Genomic DNA, 25,286 nt, shown 5'->3' with positions numbered 1-25,286 from the left:
GCTCTACGCCAGGCCGTGTTTCTTGAGCTTGCTGTAGAAGGTTCCCCGGGGCATTCCCAGCAGGCGGGCGGCGACGCTCTTGTTGCCGTCCGCCCGTTCCATCGCCTCCACCAACCGCTGACGCTCGTACTGGGCGAAGCCGGCGGTCCATTCGCCTCCTTCCCCGATCGTAGGGGCGGACGTCGCCGCCGCGGCCGCGCCCGACGCCGCCGCGCGAGGAGCCGCGACCATCGCCGAGGCCCGCGGCTTGTACCGACGCCGCGTCGGCTGACGCACCTCGGGCGGCAGGTCGCCGGCCGTCAGTGAAGGACCGTCCGCCAGCACGACGGCCCGTTCGATGGCGTTTTCCAACTCGCGGATGTTCCCCGGCCAGTCGTAGGCCAGAAGCGCTTCGACGGCCTCGGGCTCCAGGTACGTCAGCACCTTCCCCGCCTTGGCGGCGTAGACGTCCATGAAGTGCATCGCCAACTCCAGGACGTCCTCGCGACGATCGCGAAGCGGAGGCGCGGTGAGCGGGATGACGTTCAGGCGATAGAACAGGTCCTCGCGGAATCGGCCCTCGCGGATCAACGATTCCAGGTCCTGGTGAGTCGCCGCCACGATCCGGACGTCGACGTGAATCGGCTGGGAGCTCCCCACGCGCTCGAACGTCGTCTCCTGCAGCACTCGCAGCAGCTTGGTCTGGACTTCCCCGTTGATGTCGCCGATCTCGTCGAGGAACAGCGTGCCGCCGTCGGCTTGCTCGAACCGGCCGACGCGGTCGCGGTCGGCCCCTGTGAACGCCCCTTTGACGTGGCCGAACAACTCGCTTTCCAGCAGGCTCTGCGAAAGTGCAGCGCAGTGCACCTTGACGAACGGTCGACCGGCCCGGGGGCTGGCGGCGTGGACGGCGGCGGCTAGAAGCTCCTTCCCGGTGCCGCTCTCGCCCCGGATCAACACGGCCGAGGAACTGGCCGCGACCTTGCGGGCCATCTCGATCATCCGTCTCGCCTGCGGACCTGACCCCTTGATCCGACCAATCGCCTCGGCGACGCCCGGCGATTCCTTGGCAAACCCGTCCCGGACCGAAGGCAGGCCCCCCGCTTCACGCTCGGCTCGATCGCGAAGCTGGTCCTGAAGGATCAGGATCCGCCGCTGCTGTTCGGCGATCTTCTCGACCTTGTCGCGCAGCTCGTGGTTCAGGGTCTCCAGCGTCTCCTGGATGTCGGCCGAGTGCAGCGCCATGGCCGAAACCGAGCTGAGGGCGCCCAGGAACGCCATCTCCTCGTCCTCGTAGGCCGTCCCGCTGCGCTTGGGGCCCAGCACCAGCACGCCGGCGAGCTTGCCGTCGCCGCCGACTCCGCAGGCGGCCTCGCCCCCCAGGCGAATCATCGAGTCGGCCGCCGGATCGTGCGCGCCTCCCGAGGTCGGAGAGTGCGACTGGCGGACCGAGGGCGTCTCCCTCAGCCGCATCGCCAGCGGGTCGTCGGCCTCCAGAACGGACTCGTCAGGGGCCGGCCCATGGCTCGCCGCCAACTCGAATCGGCCCTCATCGCCCTCGAGATAGAGCGCTCCCCACTCCAGCCGGAGGACTTCGGCGGTCCCTTCGAGCAGCCGCTTGCCCAGGGTCTGGCGGTCCACCAGGCTGCCGACGGCCAGTCGCATCTTCTGCATCGCCTGGTCGAACTTGTACTTCTCTCGGAAGAACCGACGGTCGAGCACCCGCTGAAACCGCCCTCGGACGACCTCAGACACCAGCAGCACGACGATCACGGAGACCGTCGCGACAACCGCCCCCCACGAGGTCCCCAGCGCCGTGAGCCGGTCGCCGATCAGCTTGCCGCTGACCAGCAGGAGCGCCGAGTAGATCAGCCCCGCCGTCACGCTGAAGACGAAGTAGGCCACGCTCCGGTTGACGATCTCCTCCACCTGCAACAGCTTGTACCGCGTGATGCTGAAGGCGTGGGCGATCGTGTAGAAGAGCGAGACCAGGAACATCGGCCAGGCCGCGCTGTCGCGGCCGAGATTCGACGGGTCGATCAGGGTCTGAACCATCAGGTAGCCGATCAGGACCGACGAGGCCACCGTCGCCAGCAGGATCCACTTCACCTGGTTTCGCTCGCCTCGATTCCGCGCCCGGCGGAAGCTGAACACGAGACACAGAAAGCAGAGCCCGAAGAAAAAGGCGGCGACCCAGACGTAGCTGAGCGCGAGGATTCGGATCAGCTGCAAGGCCGTTGAGCTTTCCGAGGAAGCGTCTCTCAGCCTGAGCCATCGCGACGCATACATGCTCCCCCAGAGCGCCGCCAGGAACGCGCCGGGAACCCCGTAGAGCACCCCCAGAACCCATCGCCGATGCAGCAGGAGGAGCGGATTCGGCCGTGGGAAGACCAGGTAGAAGTGCAGGTTGACCGTCGGCACCAGCAGGGCGAAGAAGACGAACGGGTAGATCAGCGATGGCCGGCCGACGATCTCCGTCCAGTGGTAGCCCCCCATGAAGGCCCCGACCGTCACGATGCAAAGCATGAAGAACAACCGCGCCGAGTCGTCCGTGGGGCGCCGCCAGAAGACCATCGCTCCAACCACGAAGATCAGCATCTCCTGGAGGAACCAAACCAGCGACCACAGGTAGGAACCCGTGGGCATGTAACGGACCTCGGCGGTCGCCTCATGTTCAACGTCAGATCCGGCTTCCCTCCAGCGCACCGGCACCTTGTCGCCGACCCGGCTGTTCAGATCCCGCATCGCCGAGATGTAACCGGCATAGTCCCCCTGCCCCAACTCCCGGCCGTCAACCGAGATGAGCTGGTCGCCTCGTTTCGGGCGGACATCGTTCCCCTGACCGTCGACCCAGTGGAACCGGGGGGTGACATTGTCTTCGATCTCGGTCCCGAACATGCAGCGCACGCCGATGGTCCCCATCCAGGCCACCTGGAAAAGAACCATCGCGGAATACGCCAACACGCCCACTGAGCAGATTGCGTAGAAAAGCCGGAGTCCCGCCCAGCGCTCTCGCAGCCACCCCCACCCCTGAGCGCGCTTGGGTCGACTCCCACCGTTGATCCATGACGAGTCGCGTCCTGGCATCGTCGATCTCCGTTACTTCACTCGCATTCCGCCCAGGTCGCTTAGCAACTCGAAAACCCTCTGTTTTGCCAGGGTTTCCAGAGTTGTTGTGACCGACCTGTTGATCTTCCGGAATTCGGCGCTGAAGTGCAAGTTCAGCGCTGTTGGAGTATCGACAATTTTCAGCGCTCGTCGAGCGGCGTTTCTGGATAGTTCAACATCTCGTGGAAATTGCGAAACCTGACGTGGGATGGTGTCGTTGAGCCGCTGTAATCCGCAAAGTCTTCTTGATTGCCCCTGGTTTCGGAAAATGGATCGCCTGGGTAATTTGGGTGATTCCGATTCTGTCGAGTGCTGCTTTCTGATCCATGTTTCAGCGCTGAAATTTCGACGATCTGTTGAGGTGTCGGAAATTCGGCGTCAAGTGAATCAGGGTGTCGAACGAGAATTTGTGTCGGGAAAACCGGAAGGCACGTGAAGTGCGAAAGAAGGGTGATCGAATCCGCCACTCAGAGGCCAGTTCGCTGGCGATGAACGGGCGGAGCCAATGGGTTTCCTCGACGAGCAACTTCAAGATGCGGCGGCTTGAGTGACGGCTTGTTGAGCGGGCCGAGGCGGTGTGAGGGGGGGCGAGATGCGGATTGCGACGAAATGGCAGGATAGCTGGTCGAGCATCGCGCCGGAGGCGGGAACGCGGCGGACGCGCCGCGTTGTGGTCAACGGGGAAGACTTCGAAGTCGTTCGGATGGGTTCCGGCGACCCGCTCGTGGTGATTCCGGGGATGGCCGGAGGTTGGCGGCTGTGCCAGCCTCTGCTCCGTCGACTGGCGAAGCACCATGAGGTCATTTCCTACGACCTGCGCGGCGAGCGGCCCTGCGGCGCGGGGCCGTTGGGGGCGACCCGAACCCCTCACGTCGAACTCGGCTGGCACGCCGCCGACCTGGCGGGCCTGATCGAGCGTCTAGGCCTTGAGCGGCCGTCGGTGCTAGGCGTCTCCTTCGGCGGGGCCGTCGCGCTGGAACTGGCCGTCGACCACCCTCGGATGATCGATTCCCTCGTGGTTCACGGGATAGAGTCGAAGTTCCGGGCCACAACCGCCGCCGGAATCGTCCGGCACGTTCTGGAGCGGTACGCACTCCCCACGAACAGCCCGTTCATCAACCAGTTCCTCAACCTGTTGTATGCCAAGAAGCCCGAGCCCGGCCCGCAGGCTGATCAGGTGGTCGAGCGGATTTGGCGGACGCCTCAAACGGTGATGGCGGCCCGTCTGGGTCAACTCGAGCACTTCGACGTGACCGACCGCCTCTGGCGGGTGGACGTGCCGACCCTCGTGCTGGCGGGGGCTCGCGACGTGATCGTCCCGGCCTCTCGACAAAAGCGGCTGGCGATGGAGATCTCCGGCGCCCGCTTCGAGTCGATCGAGAACGCCGGCCATATCGCCTTCGTCACCCACGCCGACGCCGTGGCTCGCCAGGTCGTCGCTCACGTCCAGCGCGTCAAGACCGCGGTCTGAGTACGACCCGACAAAACAACCGATTCATCCTCAGGAAGTCTCCCCCTCGCCGGATTCGGCCCCGGCGGGGTGGGAGCTTCTTGTTTTTTGACGTCCTTCGATCGTGCGATCGCTCAGGGGCTGGACGCAGGGGCCACAACGAGGCGGCGTCCCGGATTGCGCGGACCCTTTGAGACGCCTCGATGGATGTGTTAGGTTCGATCTCGCTCGCGATTGATCGAAGTCGAGATTTGTGAGGCGAACGTCTCAAGCCGAGGTCGGCCGGGAATTCCTCGTTCGGGGATGCCATGTTCCATTTCCTCCGACGGCTCTTCGGCGCTTTGCGGAGCCAGACCCCCGAGCCCGAGAAGGTGGGCGACCGCGGCGGCGCCGACGCCCGATCCTCGACCCCCCCCGAAGGTCCATCGGGCGCCGAGAAGCCGTCTGGCAACGATCTCATCGGGCCGCCGGAGTCCGACTCCCCCATCGTCGTCGTGGCCCAGGGGAACATGACGATGATCATGGATCGGATGGGTTACGAGTTTCAGCAGGGGCTCAGAACGGGCGAAGCGCCGTCCCAGGCGTCGCTCGAAAGCATGCTGCATCGGACGATGCGAGTGCGGGCGCTCGATGGCGGCGTCTATCGCGAACACAGCCTGGGGGCGAACGTCCTGTTCGAAGAGGAGGATGCTGCGGCGATTCGCGGGTTGATCGACGCGTTCAAGATCTCCGAGGACCCGGAAACCTTCTGCCATTGCATGTGCCTGGGCGGGCCGACCCTGGAGTTTTTCGACGACGATGAACTGATCGCGACGATCGCGATCCATCACGGCCGGTCGATACGCTGGCCCGTCTGGAAGCATGACGCCGTCCTCAAGGATGGGAGGCGGTTGACCGGGTGGTTGGCCGCCCGCGGGATCGAGCTGGGCGACGGTCCAAGCAGCCCCGGCGATCCCATGATGATGGGTCTCCTGTCGCTGAAACCCGCGGAACGCTTCGCGTCCAGGGCGTTCTCGTACCTCCGGCTCGGCTTGCCGTCGAGGGTTCTAGCGGAGTTGGACCTGGTTGAAGCCATCGACCCAGGGATGACGGTCTTGCCGGTGTTCAGGACCGATGCATTGATTGCTCTCGGCAAACTTGACGAGGGACTCGCGACGGCGGAAGCAGCGGTCGGTCGTGGCGTTCGGGAGCCTCAACTCTTCAGAGCCCTGGCGGTTTGCCTCGACAGCCTTGGACGGACCGAAGAGGCGCTCGCCCAGGCCGACGAAGCGATCGCCATGGACGCGGACCATGCCGACGCCCGTAACACGCGGGCCACCATCCTGGCTCGGCTCGGCAGGATGGACGAGGCCCGCGTCGAATACACGGAGGCGGCTCGGCTCGCTCCCGATTGGATCCTGCCGGCCTTTCATCTTGCACTCATGGATTTCGACGGAGGCCGGCCGACGCAGGCCGTCGAGTACCTCACTCGTTCGATCGAAATCCTGGAATCGGACGGGGTGGCTCCCGCGGCGCGGGTGCTGGGCCCCCACTCCATCGCGACCCTCCACGCGATCCGCGCCTGCTGTCGGATCATGCTTGGAGACGCCGAGCGGGGGCTTGAGGACGCCGAGCGCGCGATCGAGCTCGACCCCGAAGACGCCAACGGCTACGTCCAGAAGGGCCAGGCGTTGCGCATGCTCGGTCGACCCGCGGAAGCGGCCGAGGCGTTCGAGCCGGTCGTCCGAATTGTGCCCGACAATCCCAGGGCCTGGTGCGACCTGGCCTATTTCCACGCCGATGCCGGCTCCTTCGAGGCGGCGTTGGGGGCGATCGACGAGGTGATTCGACTCCAGGGTGAAGACCCGAATCTCTCGGCCTTCAAGGCCCAGGTTTTTCTGAGGCTCGACCGATTCGCCGACGCGATCGAGGCCGCCGAGACGGCCATCGACATGCGGCCCGACCAGGCGGGATTCTACGTGATTCGCGCCGAATGCTCTAAGCGACTCGGCGACTTCGAGCGAATGTTCGAGGATCTCCAGACGGCCCGACGTTGGTCTCCCGACGAGCCGATGATCCTCAACCTCCTGGCATGGCACCTGTCGACCTGTCCTGTCGACGCCCTCAGGAACGGTCGATTGGCCCTCGACCTGGCGATGAGGGCCGTCGATGGAACCGAAGGCCGGGATTCCAACATCCTCGACACCTTGGCGGCTGCGCTGGCCGAGAACGGCCGATTTCCCGAGGCCCGCCAGCGCCTCCGCCAGGCGATCGAGCTCGATCCATCCTGCAACCAAGAGGCCCGCAAATTGATGAGTCTGGCCTTTGAGGAAGGCCGCCCCTATCGAGTCCCGCCTACCTCCTGATTCCTCCCGTCGGACCATTGCGTCGGCGAACCGGGATCGACGCGACGAGGGCCGACTCCTTTCGGAAACGAGGATGCCACCATGTCACGCAGCCTGTTCCTCCCCTTGATGATCTTCGGACTCGCCCTCCCGCTTGCGACCGCCCGAGGCCAGGAACTCACCCTGGCGACCGCGCCGCCGGTGGTGGTGGAGACCATCCCCAGGGCCGGGGCCGACGGCGTCGATCCCGCGACGGCCGAGATCAAGGTAACCTTCAGCAAGGCCATGATGGACAAGTCCTGGTCATGGTCCCAGCACTCCAAAGACTCCTTCCCCGCCACGGCCGGCCAGCCCTCATACAAGGACGACCGCAAGACCTGCGTCCTGCCGGTGAAGCTCGATCCGGGCAAGACGTACGTCATCTGGCTCAACTCGGCCAAGTTCCACAACTTCAAGGACGCCGAGGGCAATTCGGCCGTTCCGTATCTCCTGGTCTTCAAGACGAAGGGGTGAAGCAGGACGAGGCGTCGGCGAGACATTCGGCGGATCGATGCATGATGATGGGGAAAATGGTTTGCCCCCTGTTGAACTTCGGGTAAACTCCGGATGAATCGCTCCGCCTGCCTTGTCCATCGAGAACGTCGGCCTGCGACCTCGTAACGGCGAAGTCGCCCCGCCCCCCGGGGTCCCTCCCGCCATGAAGACCTCGACTTCCACCGTCCTCGTCCTCCTGATCGCCGTTGGAGCCGCCCAGGGTGCGGACCTGCCCGCCCCTCAGCGTGCATTCCTCGAAGAGAATTGCGCCGGCTGCCACGACGCGAACACCAAGAAGGGAGGCCTTGACCTCTCCGCCTTGCGGTTCGATACCGGAGACCCGGCGCTCTTCGGCAAGTGGGTGGCGATTCACGATCGCGTCCGTGACGGCGAAATGCCGCCCAAGGATGTCGAGGCCCCCGACCCCGCCGCACGTCGTGCGCTTCAGAAGGGGCTCGGCGACCTCCTCGCCGGGGCCGACCGCGACCGTGCCCGCACCTCGGGTCGAGCCGTCTGGCGGCGGCTGAATCGCTACGAGTACGAGAACACCGTTCGGGACCTGCTCGACGCTCCCTGGCTGCAGCTTCGCGACCGGCTCCCTGAAGACGGCACGGCCAACCGGTTCAACAAGTCGGGCGAGGCGCTGGATGTCTCGCACATCCAGATGTCGCGGTACCTCGGGGCCGCCGAGTACGCCCTGCGAGAGGCCACCGCCCCCCGCGCCGAGGCTCCGAAGGGCGGGACCGTCCGCTACTACGCCCGAGAGCAGCGGAACCTCGTCAACAAGATGAAGTTCGGCCCGTTCAACCGCAGCCCCGAACGAGCCACGTTCCCCCTGCTCGACTGGACGGCCCAGCCCGAGGTCACAGACGAGAAGGTCCCCGTCTCCGTCGGCGAGTCCGACCCGGAGAAGCGCGAGCACGAGGCGTTCGGCGTCGTCGCTGGCTGTTACGAGCCGATCGAACCCCGCTTCGACCGCTTCCGCGCTCCCGTCGCCGGCCGCTACAAGCTGCGGTTTTCCGCCTACTCGTTCTGGGCCGGGCCGGGCAAGGAGCCGAGGTGGTGGACTCCTGACCGTAACGTCGCCTCGAAGGGGAGGACGACTGAGCCGGTGGTGATCATGGCCGAGCAGCCTCCCCGCGAACGCCGGACGCTCGGAGGCTTCGACGTTGACCCCGAGCCAGGCGTCGACGAGCTGGACGTCTGGCTCCAGAAGAACGAGGTGATCGTCTTCGACGCCGCCCGCCTGTTCCGGTCGCGGCCCCCCGCCTGGCACAACCCGCTGGCCACCCGCGAAGGCAGCCCCGGAGTCGCCTTCCGCTGGATGGAGGTCGAGGGGCCGATCAACGATCAGTGGCCTCCGGCCGGTCACAAGACTCTCTTCGGCGACCTGCCGATTAAGTCCGGCCCCGGCGGAACGATCGAGGTCGTCGCAAACAATCCTTCGGAAGACGCCGAGCGGCTGTTGAGGGCGTTCGTCCGCAAGGCCTATCGTCGACCGACGACCTCCGAGGAGGAGGTTCGGTTTCTGCCGATCATCAAGGAGGCGTTGGCCTCGGGTGGATCGTTCGCCGACGCCATGCAGGCGGGATACTCGGCCGTGCTGTGCTCGCCGGAGTTCATCTGTCTTGCGGAGGCCCCCGGCCCGCTCGACGACCACGCCCTCGCCGCTCGTCTCTCGTATTTCCTCTGGAACTCGCCTCCCGACGACGAGCTGCGGAAGCTGGCCGACGAAGAGAAGCTCCACGAGCCCGACGCCCTGCGCGGCCAGGTCGCCCGCCTGATCGACGACCCGAAGTCGCGGCGGTTCGTGGACGCCTTCCTGGATTACTGGCTCGACCTCCGGAAGATCTCGTCGACCTCGCCCGACGAGAACCTCTACCCTGACTACTACCTCGACGACCTCCTGGCCGATTCCGCCCTGGAGGAGACGCGGCTCTACTTCGCTGAGATGCTCAAGGCCGACCTCCCCGCGCGGACGGTGGTGGCCTCGGACTTCACCTTCCTCAACGACCGCCTGGCCGACCATTACGGTCTGTCCAAACCTGGCGGTTGGGCTCTCAAGAAGACGACGCTGCCGGCGGACTCGATCCGCGGCGGTCTGCTGACTCAGGCGAGCATCCTGAAGGTTACGGCCAACGGGACGACGACCTCGCCCGTCTTGCGGGGCGTCTGGGTGATGGAGCGGATCGTCGGCAAGCCGCTGCCGCCGCCTCCCCCGGGCGTGCCGGCCGTCGAGCCCGACCTCCGCGGCGCGACCACGATCCGCGAGCAACTCGACAAACACCGGGCGGTCGCCTCGTGCGCGACCTGCCACACCAAGATCGATCCTCCCGGCTTCGCGCTGGAGAGCTTCGACGTTCTTGGCGGTTTCCGTGACAAGTACCGCGTAATGGGCGACAACGGGGAGAAGATGGAGGGCTTCGGCAAGAACGGCCAGCCGTTCAAGTTCCGCGCTGGGCCGACTGTCGACGCCTCGGCCAAGCTTCCCGACGGTCGGGCCTTTCACGACGTCCGCGAGATGAAGCGGCTGCTGCTGGCCGACGAGCGGCAGATCGCGCGAGCCCTGCTCGGTCAGCTCGTCGCCTACTCCACCGGAGCGCCGGTGCGGTTCGGCGACCGCGAGGAAGCCGAGCGGATCCTCGACTCCGCCGGCCCGGACCTCGGCGTCCGTTCGGTCGTCCAGGCCATTGTTCAGAGCGAGCTTTTCCGAAATAAGTAAGTAACGTCCCCGAATCATCCCGACCCGAAGCGAGCCCGGCCATGTCCAACTCCGCCTTCGCCTCGACCCGCCGACCCGTCTCCCGTCGCGCGTTCCTCCGCGGTGTGGGCGTGGCCCTGTCGCTGCCGATGCTCGACGTGATGAGGCCGGCGTTCGCCCGTGAGCCGGGCTCGGCGGAGCGGCCGCGGCGCTTCCTGGGGATCTGCAACAACCTCGGCGTGCTCCCCGAGGAGTTCTTCCCGACCGAGGCCGGACGCGACTACAAGCCGTCCCCCTACCTCGAGTTGTTGACTGCCCACAAGAAGGACTTCACCGTCTTCAGCGGCGTCTGGCACCCGGACGTCGACGGCGGCCACCCGGCCGACAACTGCTTCCTGACCGCCGCGCCCCATCCCGGCAACGCCGGCTTCCGCAACACGATCTCCCTCGACCAGTACGCCGCCGAGCGCATCGGGCACCTGACGCGGTTTCCCTCGCTGACGCTGGGCGTGAACGTCTCCCGAGGCGCGCGTTCGCTCTCGTGGACCGGCGACGGGGCGATGATCCCCTGCGAGGAGAAGGCGTCCGACGTCTTCAAGAAGCTCTACCTCCAGGGCAGTCCGGAAGAGATCCGCGATCAGGTCCGCCGGCTCGACCGCGGCCGGAGCATCATGGACGCCGTCGCGGGGCAGCTCGGCCTTCTCAATCGCAATCTGGGAGCCCCGGACCGCGACCGCCTCGACCAGTACCTCACAGGCGTCCGCGACCTGGAGAAGCGGATGGCCGCCGCCAAGGAGTGGGAGTACCGTCCCAAGCCCAAGGTCGACGCCAAGCCCCCCGTCGATCCGGCGGATCCTCGCGAGTACATGGAGAAGGTCCGGCGCATGTACGATGCCGCCCGGCTCGCTTTCGAGACCGACTCCACCCGCTTCGCCACCCTGATGCTCGACAGCGTCAACTCGCCCGCCATCCACGTCGACGGCCACGACACCACCGACGGCTACCACAACCTCTCGCACCACGGTAAATCCAAGGCGAAGATCGACCAGCTCAAGTCGATCGACCAGTGGCACATGAAGCTGCTGGACGAACTCTTCACCGGCATGAAGGGCCATCAGGAGGGGAACGAAACCCTCTTCGACCGCACGATGGTCCTCTACGGCAGCAACATGGGGAACGCCAACACCCACGTCACGACGAACCTCCCCGTCCTCTTCGCCGGCGGCGGCTTCAAGCACGCCGGACACCTCGCCTTCGACCGCGAGCGCAACTATCCCCTCCCCAACCTGTTCGTCTCCATGCTCCAGCGCCTGGGCCTCGAAACCGATCGCTTCGCCACCAGTACCGGGACCATGCGGGGGCTGGAATTGGCCTGAGCTAAAGGAGTCGCAATGCCCCCGTTGAAGTTCGTCTACTGGCAGGACGGGGATGGCTTCCTCGGCTACCTTGAGGACTTCCCCGATCATTGGACTCAGGGGGAGTCGCTGGACGAGCTGAAGACTCAACTCGCCGACCTCCATCACGAGCTGGCGAACGGCGAGGAACTGTCGGACGAACGAAAAGCGCTGCTTGACCAGCGCCTCGCTCACGCCGAGGCGAACCCCGACGCCTTCTCGACGCTCGAAGAAGTCTGGGCCCGGCTGGCTGGGCGCTACCGCGAAGAATGAGACGATGAATCGCCCACCGCCGCGTCCGTTGATGGGTGCGGTTTCCGATCCAGCCTGTTGATCCTGTGGGTCGTCCTGGATAGAGTGACCGTGTCGAGATCGGCGACACGCGCCCCTCGACTCTCGGATCGCGCTACCGTGGCGCGACGGACTAGAGCCCGCTCCCGCGACGAGGCTGGACTCCCGCGGGCCCGGGGAGGCTAGAACGAAAAGGAGGTGATCGCGTGTGTAGTGACAACCAGAGGCGGCTCGCCTAACGGCAGCCGACGGGTTTGCCGTCGGGCAAGCCGCATATTCCGAAGCCTACCAAAGGCTAGGTTCGACCGGACCCGGTCCACACCCGGGTCCGGTCGGATTCGCCTTCTTCAGACGGTTCGATACGACGATCGAAGATCAGAGTTCGAGTCGAGACATTTGGGGTTCCCTCGCGTGACGTTCGGCCTGTTTGCGACCTACTTTACGGGCTCTTATCTGGGCTGGCGGTACTGGTTCTTTACCAGTGCTGCATCAGGTCGCCGGGCTGTGTGCGGAGGTTGTTCCTAAGAACCCCACTCCCATACAAGCAGATACCCAAGGCCCCGGGACCTGACCTTCAGGACCGGGGCTTTTTTCGTTTCGTGAGCAAGTCCATTCAAACTCGGGCCGTCGGCCCATTACCACAGAAAGGGCGTCGACCGTGATCGTCGTGATGAAACCTGACGCGACCGGGGCGCAGATCGAAACCATGTCGCAGCAAATCTCCTCTCTAGGGCTGACTCCGCAGGTCATCAAGGGCGAGCACCAGACGGTCGTCGCCGCGCTGGGCCAGGAGCGGCCGGGGCTCGTCGAGACCTTGGAAGTCGGCGAGGGCGTCGAGAAGGTCCTCCCGATCATGGCCCCGTACAAGCGGGCGTCGGCCGAGGTCAAGAAGGACCGAACGGTCGTGAAGGCGCTGGGGCTGGAGATCGGCGGCAAGAAGATCGCGGCCATCGCCGGGCCGTGCTCGGTCGAGAACGAGGAGCAGATCGTCTCGATCGCCCGCAAGCTCAAGGAGCTGGGCGCGACGGGCCTCCGCGGCGGGGCGTTCAAGCCCCGGACCAGCCCCTACAGCTTCCAGGGCCACAAGGAAGCCGGCCTGAAGATGCTCGCCGCCGCCAGGGCCGAGACCGGTCTGGCGATCGTCACTGAGGTCATGGCGCCCGAGCACGTGCCGATGCTCGCCGAGTACGCCGACGTCCTCCAGATCGGCGCCCGCAACATGCAGAACTACCAGTTGCTCCAGGCCGTCGGCGACTCCGGCAAGCCGACGCTCCTCAAGCGCGGGATGAGCGCGACGATCGAGGAGTTCCTCCTGGCCGCTGAATACATCCTCGACCGCGGCAACCCCAACGTCATCCTCTGCGAGCGCGGCGTCCGCACCTTCGAGGACCACACCCGCTTCACCCTGCCGCTGGCCACGGTCCCCTACCTCAACGAGAAGTCGCACCTCCCCGTCGTCGTCGACCCCTCGCACGGCACCGGCAAGGCGAGCCTCGTCGCGGCGATGTCCAAGGCGTCGGTCGCCGCCGGCGCGGACGGGCTGATCATCGAGGTCCACGAGGATCCCAAGAAGGCCGCCAGCGACGGAGCGCAGACCATCACCCCGGCCGCCTTCGCCCAGCTCATGGCCCAGTGCCGCCGCGTGGCCGAGGCCGTCGACCGGAGCATGTGACGACCGCTGCCAGAGCGTCGAGGCCGTGTTTCTGGTCTCCCCATCCGGGGTGCTGACGACCTGACGCTTGTCCCGACGAGGAGTGATTCGCGGGTGCCATGGCCACGCTTGTCGTGGCCATGGACCGGCGTGGGACGCCCGCGCGACCGTCGCCGATCGCATGCCCACGACAAGCGTGGGCATGGCACCCATCAGGAGCATCGAGGCCGCGCTTCCGTTCCCCGGCGCGGGATCATCGCCTGTCTCGTTCCCGCCTGTCCATTCTTCGGTATCGGGCCTTTCTCTCGTCGTCTCGACGCCGATCGTTCTCTCGCCTCCAGCGCGTCACGCGCGGCCTGCGCCCGGCAATCTCGCCGCACGCCGCACGGCTTGACGCGGGCGTCTCGAAATCTCGTTTCGAGAGGGGAACGAATCATCAAAACACGATCTCACGGCCCTTGATTGTGGGCTAGAATTCCACAAGCGAACTTGCGCGTGCGCGCGTCGAAATCGTACGGACGCCGACGCGACGAGGTCGCCCCGCCCGTCCACATCCGGAGGGCTCGGTTCGAGTCGCATTGAACCGCGGTCCGCAATTCGGAGGGCGTCCCGGGCGCGGCGAGGGTCAAGGCCGCCCCGTCCCCAGTCCCACATCGTGAGGTCGACATGGCAACGAAGAAGACGAAATCGAAGACGGTCGTGGAGAGCGTGAAGGAGACGGTGGTCGAAGCCGCCGTCGCGACGACGAAGGCCGTGAAGAAGGCCCCGGCCAAGATCGTCGAGGCGGTCAAGGCCGTCCCCGAGAAGGCCGCCGAGGTGGTCGAGGTCGTCGCCGCCGCGCTGCCCGGGTCCGAGAAGCCCGCTCCGGCTCCCAAGAAGAAGGCCGCCCCCAAGGCGAAGGCCGCCGCTCCCAAGGCGAAGGCCAAGGCCGTGAAGACCACGGTGAAGGCGGAGGCCCCCAAGGTCGAGGCCAAGGCCAAGCCCGCCCCCAAGAAGGCCGCCGCCAAGAAGCCGGCCGTTGAAGCCAAGGTCGAGGCCAAGGCCAAGCCCGCCCCCAAGAAGGCCGCCAAGCCCAAGGCCGCGAAGAAGTCCGCTCCTTCGGCCTGACCCGGTCCGACTCCTCTTCCGTTTCGATTCACTCCACGTCCATCAACAGGCGAGCGGGGAGACGCCCCTCCGCTCGCCTGTTCCGCGCGCAGGCCCAGGCGGGTAAGCTGATCGACTCAAGGGGCGCCGGGCGCAGTCTCGCCCGGTGCGGACGGTCTTGCTCACCCGACGGGTCGGTTTCATGCTCGACGCTCTGGTCGTGTCTCCCCACCCCGACGACGCGGAGCTGGGCGTCGGCGGGACGATCATCCGGCTCGCCAAGCAGGGTTGGAAGGTCGGAATCCTCGATCTCACCAGCGGCGAGCCCACTCCGCTCGGCAGTCTGGAGAAGCGCCGGGCTGAGACGGCCGCGGCCAATGAGCACCTGGGCAACCCCTGGCGCGAGAACCTCGGCCTGCCGAATCGCAGCCTGCTCCCGGACCTCGCCAACCGCCGGGCGCTCGCGGCCGTTTTCCGGAAGGTCCGCCCTCGGCTGATCTTCGCCCCCTACTGGGAAGACGCCCACCCGGACCACACCTCGGCCACGAAGCTCATTGAGGACGCCCGGTTCTGGAGCAAGCTCTCCAAGTCGGACATCCCCGGCGAGCCGTTTCACCCCGCGCGCATCCTCTATTACTTCAGCGTGCATCTGAGGATCGTCGAACGGCCCAGCCTGGTGATCGACATCACCGACGAGCTGGAGGCCAAGCGCGCGGCCATGAGCTGTTACCGCTCGCAGCTTGTGGACAACCAGCCGCAAGGTCGGCCGGGGGTGATTGACTCGGTCTGCGACCGCACCCGGTACTGGGGCCACATGGTGGGGGTCGGTCACGCCGAGCCCTTCGCCAGCCGAGAGCCCGTCGGGCTGACCGGGCTCGACTCCCTCCTGCTCTGATCGGATCGCCTCGTTCCTCAAGGACCCTCTCCCATGAAGACCTTCGCCTCTCTGCTGGTCGGACTGGCGGTCGCGACCATCGCGCAGGCCGCGCCGATCGAGCCACTCCCGTTCAAGACGCCCGATAAGCTCCCCGACGTCGCGCGGACGCTTTCGCCTTCGCGAATCCATCTCGGCGGCTGGCTGGGGAATCGGGTGGCGCTCAACGAGAAGGTCCGGCTGCTGAACGTCGAAGTCGAGCCACTGCTGGCGGGCTATCGCAAGAAGCCCGGCAGCCACCCCTGGATCGGCGAGCACATCGGCAAGTGGCTGCACGCGGCGACGCTCGCCTGGGTCAACACCGGCGATCCCGCGCTCAAGGCGAAGCTCGACAAGGTCGTCGCCGAACTGGTCGCCTGCCAGGAACCCGACGGCTACCTCGGCACCTACGTCCCCGAGCAACGCTTCGGCCTTTACCGAGGGGCCGACTGGGACGTCTGGTCGCACAAGTACAACCTGATCGGCCTGCTGACCTACCACCAGTACACGGGCGACGCCAGAGCCCTCGACGCCTGCCGCCGCATGGGCGACCTGCTGATCGCCACTTTCCCGGCCAGGAAAAGCATCCTCGCCGCTGGCACGCATCAGGGGATGGCCGCGACCAGCGTGCTGGAGCCGATCGTCCTCCTCTATCGATCCACGGGCGACGAACGCTTCCTGGAGTTCGCCCGCTACATCGTCAAGTCGTGGGATGAGCCCAACGGCCCGGGGATCCTCTCGCGGCTGACGGCCGGCAAGGGGCTGGACGAGGTCGGCAACGCCAAGGCCTATGAGATGCTCTCGAATCTCGTCGGTCTCTGCGAGTTGGCCCGCGCGACGGGCGACCGGGCGTATCTCGACCCGGTCTTCCACGCCTGGAACGACGTGGTCAAGAACCGGCTTTACATCACCGGATCGGCCAGCGCGGCGGAGCACTTTCGCAAGGCTCACGACCTGCCCAACGGCGTCGCCGACCACATTGGCGAGGTCTGCGTGACGACCACGTGGATCCAACTCTCGCTCCAACTCCTCCGCCTCACCGGAGAGCGGAAGTACGCCGACGAGATCGAGCGCGCCGCCTACAACCATCTCGCAGCCGCCCAGCATCCGTCCGGGTCCGACTGGTGCTACTACACGGCCCTCGACGGCCGCAAGCAGTACGACGCCCACATCACCTGCTGCCACTCCAGCGGCCCGCGCGGGATGGCCCTGGCGGTGCAAGAGGCGTATCTCATGGGCGAATGGGAAGGCCGCGAGGCCCTGATCGTCGAGACGCGCGAGTCCTCGCGAGCCACCGTCCCACTCCCCGGCGGTGAGGTCGTCGTCGAGCAGACGAGCGAGTTTCCCCGCACTGGACGATCGACGCTGAGGCTGCTGTCGTCCAGGCCCTTTTCGCTCGCACTGGTGATTCCGAAACCCTGGTGGACGGCGCGGCTGACCGTCTCATCGCGGGGGTCGTCGGCCGAGCTGAAGGTCCAGCCGGACGGCTCGATCGTCCTGGCCTCGGACGCCTGGCAGAACGGGACGGAGATTCAGATCAACCAGGACCTGGAGCTGAAGGCCGTCGCGGGGGGCGTCTCCAACCCCGACCGCCAGGCGTTGACCTGGGGCCCGTTCGTGCTGGCCTACGACGAGGCCCGCAACCCGGGCGGCCCGCCGTTGCGGCTGGTCGGACTGACCGCCGATGTGAAGGCCGAGCCCGCGCCCGGGGCTGCCCTGGCGTTCCGGCTCCCGGTCGTCGGCAAGGAGCCTTCGGCCCCGTTCCCGGCTGTGTTCGTGCCGTTCGCCGATGCCGGCGCGACCGGGGGCGCGTTGCGGGTCTGGCTCCGTGCGCCGGGGGTGGCCGTCAAGCAGGCTGATTCGCTGCTGGCGTATGCCGAGGAATCGCGGTCGCGGCCGGGGAACGTCGGCGGGTCGATCAACGACGGCGACGTCTCGAGCTTCGTCGTCACGTTCAACGGCCGCAAGCCGAAGGAGGACTGGTACGCCGTGACGCTCGCCGAACCGGTCGCGATCCGCCGCGTCGTCTTCCGCCACGGCAAGACCTTCCACGACGGCGGCTGGTTCGACGCCTCGCAGGGTAAGCCACAGGTCCAAATCCAGCGCCAGGCGAACGGCCCCTGGGAAACGATCGGCGAGCTGGCCGACTACCCGGCCGTCGACGCGACCCGAGGCGACCTCGCGCCGGGCGTCGCCTTCGAGCTGAAGCTCAAGGAGCCCATCACCGCGAAGGCCGTCCGCGTCCTCGGCCGCCCCGCCTCCGGCGACGACCCGAGCCAGGCGTTCTCCTCGTGCGCGGAGTTGGAGGCGTTCGCGGAGTGAAGAGAACAGCCTTCGAAACCGATGCGAATCGTTCCTTCTCCCCCCGGGAAAAGGTGCCGCGCAGCGGCGGATGAGGGTCGTCGGAGTTCGAAGGGCACGCTGGATTCAATCGATCGGCGTGCCGTTGCTATGCCTACAGGTCCGACGACCCTCACCCGGCCCTTCGGGCCACCCTCTCCCGGGGGGAGAGGGGACCTGGGATTGGCTGGCGGACTTTGAGTTGCATACCTCAAGCCTTCGGCCCAACGCCCTGCTTGGCGAACCATGCCAGCAGCCGCTTCCAGCCATTCTCGGCCTCAAGCTTGCGATAACTCGGGCGGTAGTCGGCGAAGAAGGCGTGGGGGGTGTCTTCGTAGACGTGGATCTCGACCTCGACGGGCGACGCCTTGACGGCCTCGCGCATCTGCTCGATAGAGGCGAGGGAGATGCCCGTGTCGGCCGCACCGTACAGGCCGAGGATCGGGGCCTTGAGCTGGCCGGCGATGTCGATCGGGTTCTTGGGGTGCAGCTCGTCGGGCTCGACGACAAGTCTGCCGTACCAGGCAACGCCCGCTTTCAAGTTCGGGTTGTGGGCCGAGTACAGCCAGACGATTCGGCCGCCCCAGCAGTAACCCGTGATCGCCAGCTTGGAGACGTCTCCCTTCTCACCCTTGGCGAAGGCCACGGCCGAATCCAGGTCGGACATCACCTGCTTGTCGGGGACCTTGGAGACGACCTTGGAGATGATCTCGCGGATGTCGGTGCTCTTCGAGACGTCCCCCTGCCGCACATAAAGCTCGGGGGCGATGGCGTAGTAGCCCAGCTTGGCGAACCGCCGGCAGACGTCCTTGATATGCTCGTGGACGCCGAAGATCTCCTGGACGACCAGCACGACGGGGAACGGCCCCGCCCCCTTGGGGACGGCGCGATAGCCGGGCACCTTGCCGTCGGCCGTTGGGATCTGGACCTCGCCGGCGTCGAGCCCCTCGGTATCGGTCGTGATCGTCTGGGCCGAGACCGGCTGAACGGCCGCCGCAAAGCCCGCGGCCAGCGTCGTGATCGCGAAGCCCCTCCGCGAGACGCCCGTCCCCGACTCCTCGATCCCCACTCCGGCGGCGCTCTTCGGCTGTTCGTGCATGCGTGTCTCCCTTCGAGATGAACCCGATCGCAAGAACGATCAACGCCATCTTACGAGGAAGGGAAAGGCCGGGTTAATGCTCGGCCGGCCGGATCTCCACGTTGCGGAACCACATCTCGGCGGCCTCGATCTCCAGCGCGATTCGACCGCGGGTCAGCGGGACGGGCGAGCCGGGGGCCTTCGGGTCGTCGAACCGGACGTTCGCCCCCCGATTCACGACGACCCCGTTCAGGAGGTGCGTGACTCGCGCCCCCTTGGCGATCACCTCGACGTCGTTCCACCCTTCGCGCTCGGTGGTGCCGACCATCCGGTGCTGGTAGTCGATCGGCTTCATCCCCAGGATGCGGGGCTCGCCCCCCTGGTCGGGAGGTAGGAACGTCGGATAGTCGGGCGACTTCACGTCGCGCGTCCTCGGGTCGATCCAGGTGTCGGCCTTCATCCCATAAAGCGCGATCAGATCGCCGACGTTCGTCTCCTCGATCTGATACTGAAGGGCGCGCGGCCAGACGTTGTCCGGGCCGGTGATGTGGTAATAAACTCCGGCGTCCCGCTTGAGAGCGTAGCGCGGCTCGTACTTCGGTCCGGCCCAGCGGTACTGGAGCCGGAGGTGGTAGTCGCCGTACTCCTGCTCCGTGGCGATGTAGCCCATGACGACGCGCGAGCCGTCCGGGACCCCTTTGTAAAGGTGGATCGCGCCGTCTTCGATCGTGACGACCTTGTCCGGGTCGGCGTTCTTTCCGTGCTGCTGGAGGAAGGTGTACCAGCCGGTCAGATCCTTGCCGTTGAACAGGGGCGTCCAACCCTCCGCGTTCTCGGGCGGAGCCGCCAGGGCGAACGCGGACGCCAGGATCAGGCACGACGTGGAGAGGAGCATGGGGCGTCGCCTTTCAGGTCGGTTCGATGAGGAGGAGATCTCTCAGGGCTCGTCGTGCAACGTTTTCAGCAGGCCGAGGGCCTCCTCGGCGAGCATCTCGCCCGTGCCGGGCGCGGTGTAGCTGTGGAAGCCGGTCCACGTCTGGTAGCCGCCCAGATCGAAAGCCTTTCGATCGGGCGTGTAGCCGATGTAGTCGTTGGCCAGCTCGAAGACGTAGGTGTAGCGGAACGGGCTCCGGCGCTTGATGTCCTGGCCGAGCACCGTGAAGAACTCGGCCGGAACGCCCACAACCGCGAACTCGCCGATCCGGACGGCCTGGACCCACGTCTTGCGCTCCTCGCCGCGTTTCGAAGCCAGGCCCCGCCGCATGTCGCGGAACGTGTCGATGACGAACTGAGCGTTCTTGGCGTCCTTCACCTTGTGCGCCTCGTAGGCCGCGACGGCCGCGTCTTCGCGAGCCTCGTCGAAGTCGCGGACCTTCACGACGACCTCCTTGCGGAGCCCCCGAACGCGATCGACGGCTTTCGGCTCGGCCTTCGCGAGCGCGGCGCGGACGGCGTTCTTGATCCGCAGGGTCATTTCGTCGGCCTTAAGCTCGAGGTTGTGCGTCGAGCCGGAAGCGCCCTCGAAGAAGAGGGCCGTCCCGCCCAACTCCTTTTCCAACTCCTGAGCCGCCAGACCGTAGAAGCCGGGCGAGCGGAGGCCGGGCGTCCTTGCGCCGATGGTGTGGGTCGAGTGGTTGAACAACAGGGCTTCCAGCGAGCCGTCGGGTCGGCGGAAGGCCCAGACGGGTAGCTCGGGATCGAACGGGCCGGTGGGGCGGACGACGTCGTCCTGGGCTCCGACCCAGAAGATCATGCCGTTCGCCAGCAAGAGCCGGCTGTTACGACCGACCGAGGATTCCTCCCCCAGCCGGAACGACATGGAAGCCGGGGCGAGCCGCCGGTCGGCCGCGACGGCCGCCTCGACGGCGCGGTCGCCGACCTGCTTCGCGAAGCCCTCGTCACGCTGGTAGCCGTGGACGGTGACCGTCGTGGGAGCGTGGTGGGTGTGGGTCGCGTTGATCAGGACGTTGTCGAAGGGTGCCCCGGTCGCCTCGGCGATCCGCTTCGCGGCGGAGTCGAGCACGTCGCGCTCGACCATCAGGACGTCGCACTCGACGAGGACGACCTTGGCCCCTTGCGGGTCCTGGATCACGACGGCCGAGGCCCGCAGCTCGCCTTCCTGGCCCTTCGCTTTGCCGGGGCCGATACTGCCGCCGATGACCATGGCGTCGTCGGCCGCGAGCTTGGAAGCCGCTGCGCCCACCTTCAATTCGCCGGCTGTGAGTCCCCCCGCGGCGAAGCCTAGCAAGGTTCCGATCCCGGCGGCGAACAACCTCCAACGCATCGTCAAGCCTCCCAGGGGGGCCGATTCTCTCGCGGCGGAGGCCAGGTTATCGGAACCGAGAGTCGGAATCGAGGACCCGTCGCGAACGGCCCGGAACAAAACGGCGGCTTGCGGGGAATTCGCGTACGGTCCGAAGTTTGCTGGATTATGCTGTCTGAGGCGGCCGGAACGACCGGCGGCGCTGATGATGAACCGGGCCTGGGGAGCGTCATCCATGACGGCGACGCCCGTGAAGATTGAGACCTCTCAATTCGAGTTCCTGGTCAGCCCCCTCAGTTCCTCGGCGCGGCCGGCTCCCAAGGAGCCGCCGTCGTCGTCGGTCGTGGTCGACCTGGCCTCGGTTTCGGATCCGGGCAAGGTGCGGAGCCGCAACGAGGACCATTACATGGTCTCGAAGGTCTCCCGCCGGATGGAGGTCATCGCCGACAACCTCCCCGCCGGCGAGCTCCCTCACGAACTGGCCGAGGACGGCTACTGCATGGTCGTCGCCGACGGTATGGGGGGCATGAACGCCGGCGACGTGGCGAGCATGATGGCCATCAGCACGGGCGTCCGCCTGGCCGACAAGTCGGTCAAATGGGGCTTCAAGATCAACGAGCGCGAGGCCCGCGAGCTGCTCAACCGTATGAGCATGTATTTTCAGGAGATCGACCGCCGCCTGACCGAGAGGTCCGACCGCGACCGCCGCCTCTTCGGGATGGGGACGACGCTGACGCTCGCCTACAGCATCGGCTCCCACCTGTTCCTGATCCACGTCGGCGACTCCCGCGCCTACCTCTTTCGCGGCGGCGAGATGACCCAACTCACGCGCGACCACACCGTCGCCCAGGCCCTCGCCGACGCTGGCCAGATTAGGCCCGAGGACATCCGCACCCACGCCCGGCGCAACACGCTGACCAACTACCTCGGCGGCCACCGAGGCAAGATCCAGGCCGACGTTCGCTGGACCCGTCTGGAGGACGGCGACCGCCTGCTGCTCTGCAGCGACGGCCTCAGCGACATGGTCGACGACGCCAAGATTCTTGAGGTCCTGAGCCGTCGCAAAGGTGCCCAGGTCGCGACCGAAACGCTCTTGCAGAAGGCTCTCGACGCCGGCGGCAAGGACAACGTCACCATCGTCCTCGCCGACTACACGATCCCCCCATTCGTCGCCCCTCCCGTCTTCGAGGGACGGTCCTCGTCTTCACGGCCCAGGGACGTAATGGCCCTCGACACCGAGGAATTCCCCATGCAGGGCGAGGAGAAGTAGGCGAAAGGCTCGCGATCGCAGCCGTGCCGCTCGTCTCGATTCACTCGCCGCGGCCGGCGACGCCGTAGTCGTGTTTGAGCTGGTCCACCAGCGCGGTGAAGTCGGCCGGCGGGGGGGCGTCGACGCGGATGGGCTGGCCTGAGAAGGGGTGGTTGAAGCCCAGCGCGGCGGCGTGGAGAGCCTGGCGGGGGAAGTCGATGGGGAACTTCGGCCGGCCGCGACGCCCGTAGACGGGGTCGCCGACGATCGTATGGTCGATGGCCGCCATATGGATGCGGATCTGGTGCGTCCGGCCGGTCTCCAGGCGGATGGAGACCAGGCTGGCGGTCGTGCCGTAGGTCTCGACCAGCTTGAAATGGGTCGTCGCGGGCGTCCCCCGCTCGGGATCGCGCGAGACGCCCCGGCGGTTGTCGCCGGCGTCCTCGACGAGCGGCAGGTCGATGCTCCCCTCGGGAGTCAGAAAGACCCCCTCCACGACGGCCAGGTAGTCGCGCTCGATCGTGTGGGTGCGGAACAACTCCTGGAACGGCCGCAGGGCGCGCGGATTCGTCACCAGCAGGACCACTCCCGAGGTCTGCTGGTCGATCCGGTGGACGATGCCGATGTACGGCTTCTTGACTCCCCGCTTGTGGATCAAGTAGCGCCCCGCACGTTCCAGCAGGGTGTCGCGTTCGCGCATTTGCGTCGGTTGGACGAGCAGCCCCGCCGGCTTGTCGATGATGAGGAGGTCGCGGTCCTCGTGGAGGACCTTCAGCCGACGATCCTCCGTGCCGATCCTCGGCCGGTTGGGGTTGAATGCGATCTCAGCGTCGGCCTCGAACTGATCGGCGGGGTCGACCCGACGCTCGCCGCCGACGTCGACCTGGCCGCGTTCGATGGCCTCGCGCGCGGAGCGTCGGGACAGTTTGAATCGTTCGGCCACCAACTTGTCGAGCCGCTCGCTCATGGAAGGGACGCCTGCTCTCGTTGCAAATCCGTCAAACCAAGGATCGGGCGATTCGATCGACGACCGGCCCGCGGGTTCGCCAGTATATCCGTCGGCTCTGGCAGGCGATACGCGAACGATCTGGAGGATGCGTGTCCAAAGTTAGAAAAGGATGACCGAAAATCGCATTGTTGCATCTGTGTGGGTGGTCTAGGCTTGTTCTTCCTCTTCCCGATCGATCGTGCGCGGCCTGGTCTCGGCGTCGCCGTCATCGTACTCTCTTCACCCTGTCGCGGAGGCATTTCGTCTAATGTCCGCTCATGTTCCCTCGAGATTTCGTCGCGGCTTCACGCTGATCGAGCTGCTGGTGGTCATCGCCATCATCGCCGTCCTCATCGCCCTGCTGCTTCCGGCCGTGCAGGCGGCGCGTGAGGCGGCCCGACGCGCCCAGTGCGTCAACAATATGAAGCAGATCGGCCTGGCCATGCACAACTACGAATCGGCCACCGGTTCGTTCCCCCCGGCGAAGCTCTGGTCGGCGACGTCCGGAACCACCGCCGGCCCCAACGACGGCACCGGCGGGAAGGGATTCGTCCTGAATACGACCGCGTTCGTGCTGATTCTGCCTCAGCTCGAGCAGATGCAGATGTCCAACGCCTATAACTACAGCCTCCCCTCGTGCCCGGCGACGAACGCCTCGCCGAACCTCACCGTCGTCGGCGGGAACACCTCCTACCTGGCGAACACGACGGTCACCAGCTCGGTGTTGAACGCGTACATCTGCCCGTCGGACACGGACCTGCAGCCGTACAACGCGACGGCCTCCACCTCCAACGGCGCCTACAACGGGTTCAACTCCCAGCGGTCGAACTACATCCTCCCCTGCGGTCGGTACTACGAGGCCTACAACCTCTCGTTCTTCACGACCACGCCCCTCGACGGCGGCATCTTCTCGGGCTCCGACCGTTCGACGAAGCTCGCCCAGATCACCGACGGCACCAGCAATACGACCCTCTCGCTGGAGTCGCGCAGGCAGAAGACGACCACCGCGTACGGCGCCTACTGGGGCCAGGGGCTGTGGACTTCGACCCACGGCATCGTCTACGCCCGCACCTACACCACGAACTGGCCCTCGACCATGCCTAACGGCCCGGCGACGGTCGCCCAGGTTGCCAACAATCCGGGGCGGTTGGGATACGCCTGGTCGATCAGCAGCCGTCACTCCGGCGGTGTGAACACCGGCTTCGCCGACGGCAGCGTCAAGTTCATCAAGGATTCGATCAACCCCGACGTCTGGTTCGCGATCAACACCCTCGCCGGCGGCGAGGTCGTCAGCGCGGATCAGTATTGATCGACGGCCGATTCGCAGGAGTGCATGAAGGTGAAGCATCGTATGAAGTCTCTCGTCCTCGGTTCGTCGTTGATGATCCTGGCCGTGGCGGGTTGCGGGGGGCCGACCCTCCACCCCGTCACCGGCACGATCACCCAGAACGGCGAGCCGTTGGCCGAAGCTGCGGTTATGTTCCTGCCTGAGGACCCCTCTGGCCTCCCCGCCCAGGCCGTTACCGGCCCGGACGGCAAGTACACCCTCACCACCGGGGCCAGTTCGGGCGCCACCGCAGGCAAGTTCAAGGTCGCGGTCTCCAAGACGGCTTCCAACGTCACTGGAGATTTCCAGGACGACCCCTTCATGGCGTCGATGGCTCCCGACGACGGCAAGAAGAAGAAGCCCACCAAGGGCGGGCCCGTCGAAGCGACGTTCGACGCCGAGGTCGTGGCCGGCAAGAACGAACCGATCGACTATGACGTCAAGGTCGCGGCCGACTCGGCCAAGCCCTGACGCGTCCGCTTCGACGATCCACGCGAGCCCCCGCTTCCGGCCCCCTGCCTCTCCAGGAGCCGGCGCGGGGGCTTGTGTTTTCCCGGGCTCGTCGACCGGTTCCTCGTCGGGTAGACTGGATAAAACTCCAGGTGTCGTC

18 protein-coding genes are annotated in these 25,286 nt (G+C 66.3%); 13 read left to right on the top strand and 5 right to left on the bottom strand.

All coding sequences use genetic code 11. The features are described from left to right. Window positions 1–3: 3 nt before the first annotated feature. Window positions 4–3,066: a sigma 54-interacting transcriptional regulator gene (locus tag G5C50_RS12350; RefSeq protein ID WP_165069595.1), complete on the bottom strand. Its 3,063-nt coding sequence runs from the start codon at window positions 3,064–3,066 to the stop codon at window positions 4–6. Window positions 3,067–3,679: 613 nt separating this feature from the next. Here G5C50_RS12350 and G5C50_RS12345 point away from each other — a divergent pair. From G5C50_RS12345 to G5C50_RS12300, 10 genes are all read left to right on the top strand, one after another. Beyond that, window positions 3,680–4,558, top strand: a complete 879-nt coding sequence (locus tag G5C50_RS12345; protein ID WP_165069593.1) for an alpha/beta fold hydrolase — start codon at window positions 3,680–3,682, stop codon at window positions 4,556–4,558. Window positions 4,559–4,845: 287 nt separating this feature from the next. Next, a complete protein-coding gene (locus G5C50_RS12340) occupies window positions 4,846–6,882 on the top strand; it encodes a tetratricopeptide repeat protein (RefSeq protein WP_165069591.1) in 2,037 nt (678 codons plus the stop codon). A gap of 81 nt (window positions 6,883–6,963) precedes the next feature. Beyond that, window positions 6,964–7,374 carry an Ig-like domain-containing protein gene (locus G5C50_RS12335; protein WP_165069588.1) on the top strand — a complete coding sequence of 137 codons (411 nt, stop codon included), beginning with the start codon at window positions 6,964–6,966 and terminating at the stop codon, window positions 7,372–7,374. 184 nt (window positions 7,375–7,558) lie between these two features. Then, a complete protein-coding gene (locus G5C50_RS12330) occupies window positions 7,559–10,117 on the top strand; it encodes a DUF1592 domain-containing protein (RefSeq protein WP_165069586.1) in 2,559 nt (852 codons plus the stop codon). Window positions 10,118–10,158: 41 nt separating this feature from the next. Next, window positions 10,159–11,472 (top strand): DUF1552 domain-containing protein, encoded by a 1,314-nt coding sequence (locus tag G5C50_RS12325; protein ID WP_165069584.1) that lies wholly within the window; start codon window positions 10,159–10,161, stop codon window positions 11,470–11,472. 15 nt (window positions 11,473–11,487) lie between these two features. Then, window positions 11,488–11,763, top strand: a complete 276-nt coding sequence (locus G5C50_RS32295) for a hypothetical protein (RefSeq protein ID WP_206107668.1) — start codon at window positions 11,488–11,490, stop codon at window positions 11,761–11,763. 676 nt (window positions 11,764–12,439) lie between these two features. Further along, complete coding sequence (aroF, locus tag G5C50_RS12315) at window positions 12,440–13,453, top strand: 3-deoxy-7-phosphoheptulonate synthase (protein WP_165069581.1); 1,014 nt, start codon at window positions 12,440–12,442, stop codon at window positions 13,451–13,453. A gap of 645 nt (window positions 13,454–14,098) precedes the next feature. Beyond that, on the top strand, window positions 14,099–14,539 hold the full coding sequence (locus G5C50_RS32290) for a hypothetical protein (RefSeq protein WP_206107667.1): 441 nt from the start codon (window positions 14,099–14,101) through the stop codon (window positions 14,537–14,539). Window positions 14,540–14,720: 181 nt separating this feature from the next. Continuing rightward, window positions 14,721–15,413 (top strand): bacillithiol biosynthesis deacetylase BshB1, encoded by a 693-nt coding sequence (gene bshB1 / locus G5C50_RS12305; RefSeq protein WP_165069579.1) that lies wholly within the window; start codon window positions 14,721–14,723, stop codon window positions 15,411–15,413. Between the two features lie 33 nt (window positions 15,414–15,446). Next, entirely contained in the window at window positions 15,447–17,753 is a 2,307-nt protein-coding gene (locus tag G5C50_RS12300) for a glycoside hydrolase family 127 protein (protein ID WP_165069577.1), read from the top strand. 229 nt (window positions 17,754–17,982) lie between these two features. On the opposite strand, the gene G5C50_RS12295 is transcribed toward G5C50_RS12300, so the two are convergent. The 3 genes from G5C50_RS12295 to G5C50_RS12285 form a co-directional block, all read right to left on the bottom strand. After that, window positions 17,983–18,870: a dienelactone hydrolase family protein gene (locus G5C50_RS12295; protein ID WP_165069574.1), complete on the bottom strand. Its 888-nt coding sequence runs from the start codon at window positions 18,868–18,870 to the stop codon at window positions 17,983–17,985. Between the two features lie 73 nt (window positions 18,871–18,943). Next, window positions 18,944–19,744, bottom strand: coding sequence for a 3-keto-disaccharide hydrolase (locus tag G5C50_RS12290; protein ID WP_165069571.1), 801 nt, complete (start codon window positions 19,742–19,744; stop codon window positions 18,944–18,946). A 42-nt stretch (window positions 19,745–19,786) separates the two neighbouring features. Beyond that, window positions 19,787–21,133: a neutral/alkaline non-lysosomal ceramidase N-terminal domain-containing protein gene (locus G5C50_RS12285; protein WP_165069569.1), complete on the bottom strand. Its 1,347-nt coding sequence runs from the start codon at window positions 21,131–21,133 to the stop codon at window positions 19,787–19,789. Window positions 21,134–21,347: 214 nt separating this feature from the next. Here G5C50_RS12285 and G5C50_RS12280 point away from each other — a divergent pair, with 214 nt between their 5' ends. Beyond that, window positions 21,348–22,382: a PP2C family protein-serine/threonine phosphatase gene (locus G5C50_RS12280; protein WP_165069566.1), complete on the top strand. Its 1,035-nt coding sequence runs from the start codon at window positions 21,348–21,350 to the stop codon at window positions 22,380–22,382. Window positions 22,383–22,422: 40 nt separating this feature from the next. Here G5C50_RS12280 and G5C50_RS12275 read toward each other — a convergent pair whose 3' ends face one another. Beyond that, on the bottom strand, window positions 22,423–23,328 hold the full coding sequence (locus G5C50_RS12275; protein ID WP_165069564.1) for an RluA family pseudouridine synthase: 906 nt from the start codon (window positions 23,326–23,328) through the stop codon (window positions 22,423–22,425). A 289-nt stretch (window positions 23,329–23,617) separates the two neighbouring features. Here G5C50_RS12275 and G5C50_RS12270 point away from each other — a divergent pair, with 289 nt between their 5' ends. Beyond that, window positions 23,618–24,658 carry a DUF1559 domain-containing protein gene (locus tag G5C50_RS12270; RefSeq protein WP_165069561.1) on the top strand — a complete coding sequence of 347 codons (1,041 nt, stop codon included), beginning with the start codon at window positions 23,618–23,620 and terminating at the stop codon, window positions 24,656–24,658. Window positions 24,659–24,688: 30 nt separating this feature from the next. After that, window positions 24,689–25,147, top strand: a complete 459-nt coding sequence (locus G5C50_RS12265) for a carboxypeptidase-like regulatory domain-containing protein (RefSeq protein ID WP_165069559.1) — start codon at window positions 24,689–24,691, stop codon at window positions 25,145–25,147. Window positions 25,148–25,286: the final 139 nt, after the last annotated feature.

Origin of the sequence: Paludisphaera rhizosphaerae, from assembly GCF_011065895.1 — a bacterium.
In the GTDB taxonomy this organism is placed as follows: Bacteria; Planctomycetota; Planctomycetia; order Isosphaerales; family Isosphaeraceae; genus Paludisphaera; species Paludisphaera rhizosphaerae.
Note: the sequence above shows the minus strand (reverse complement) of the source record. Positions and strands in the feature narration are given on the sequence as shown.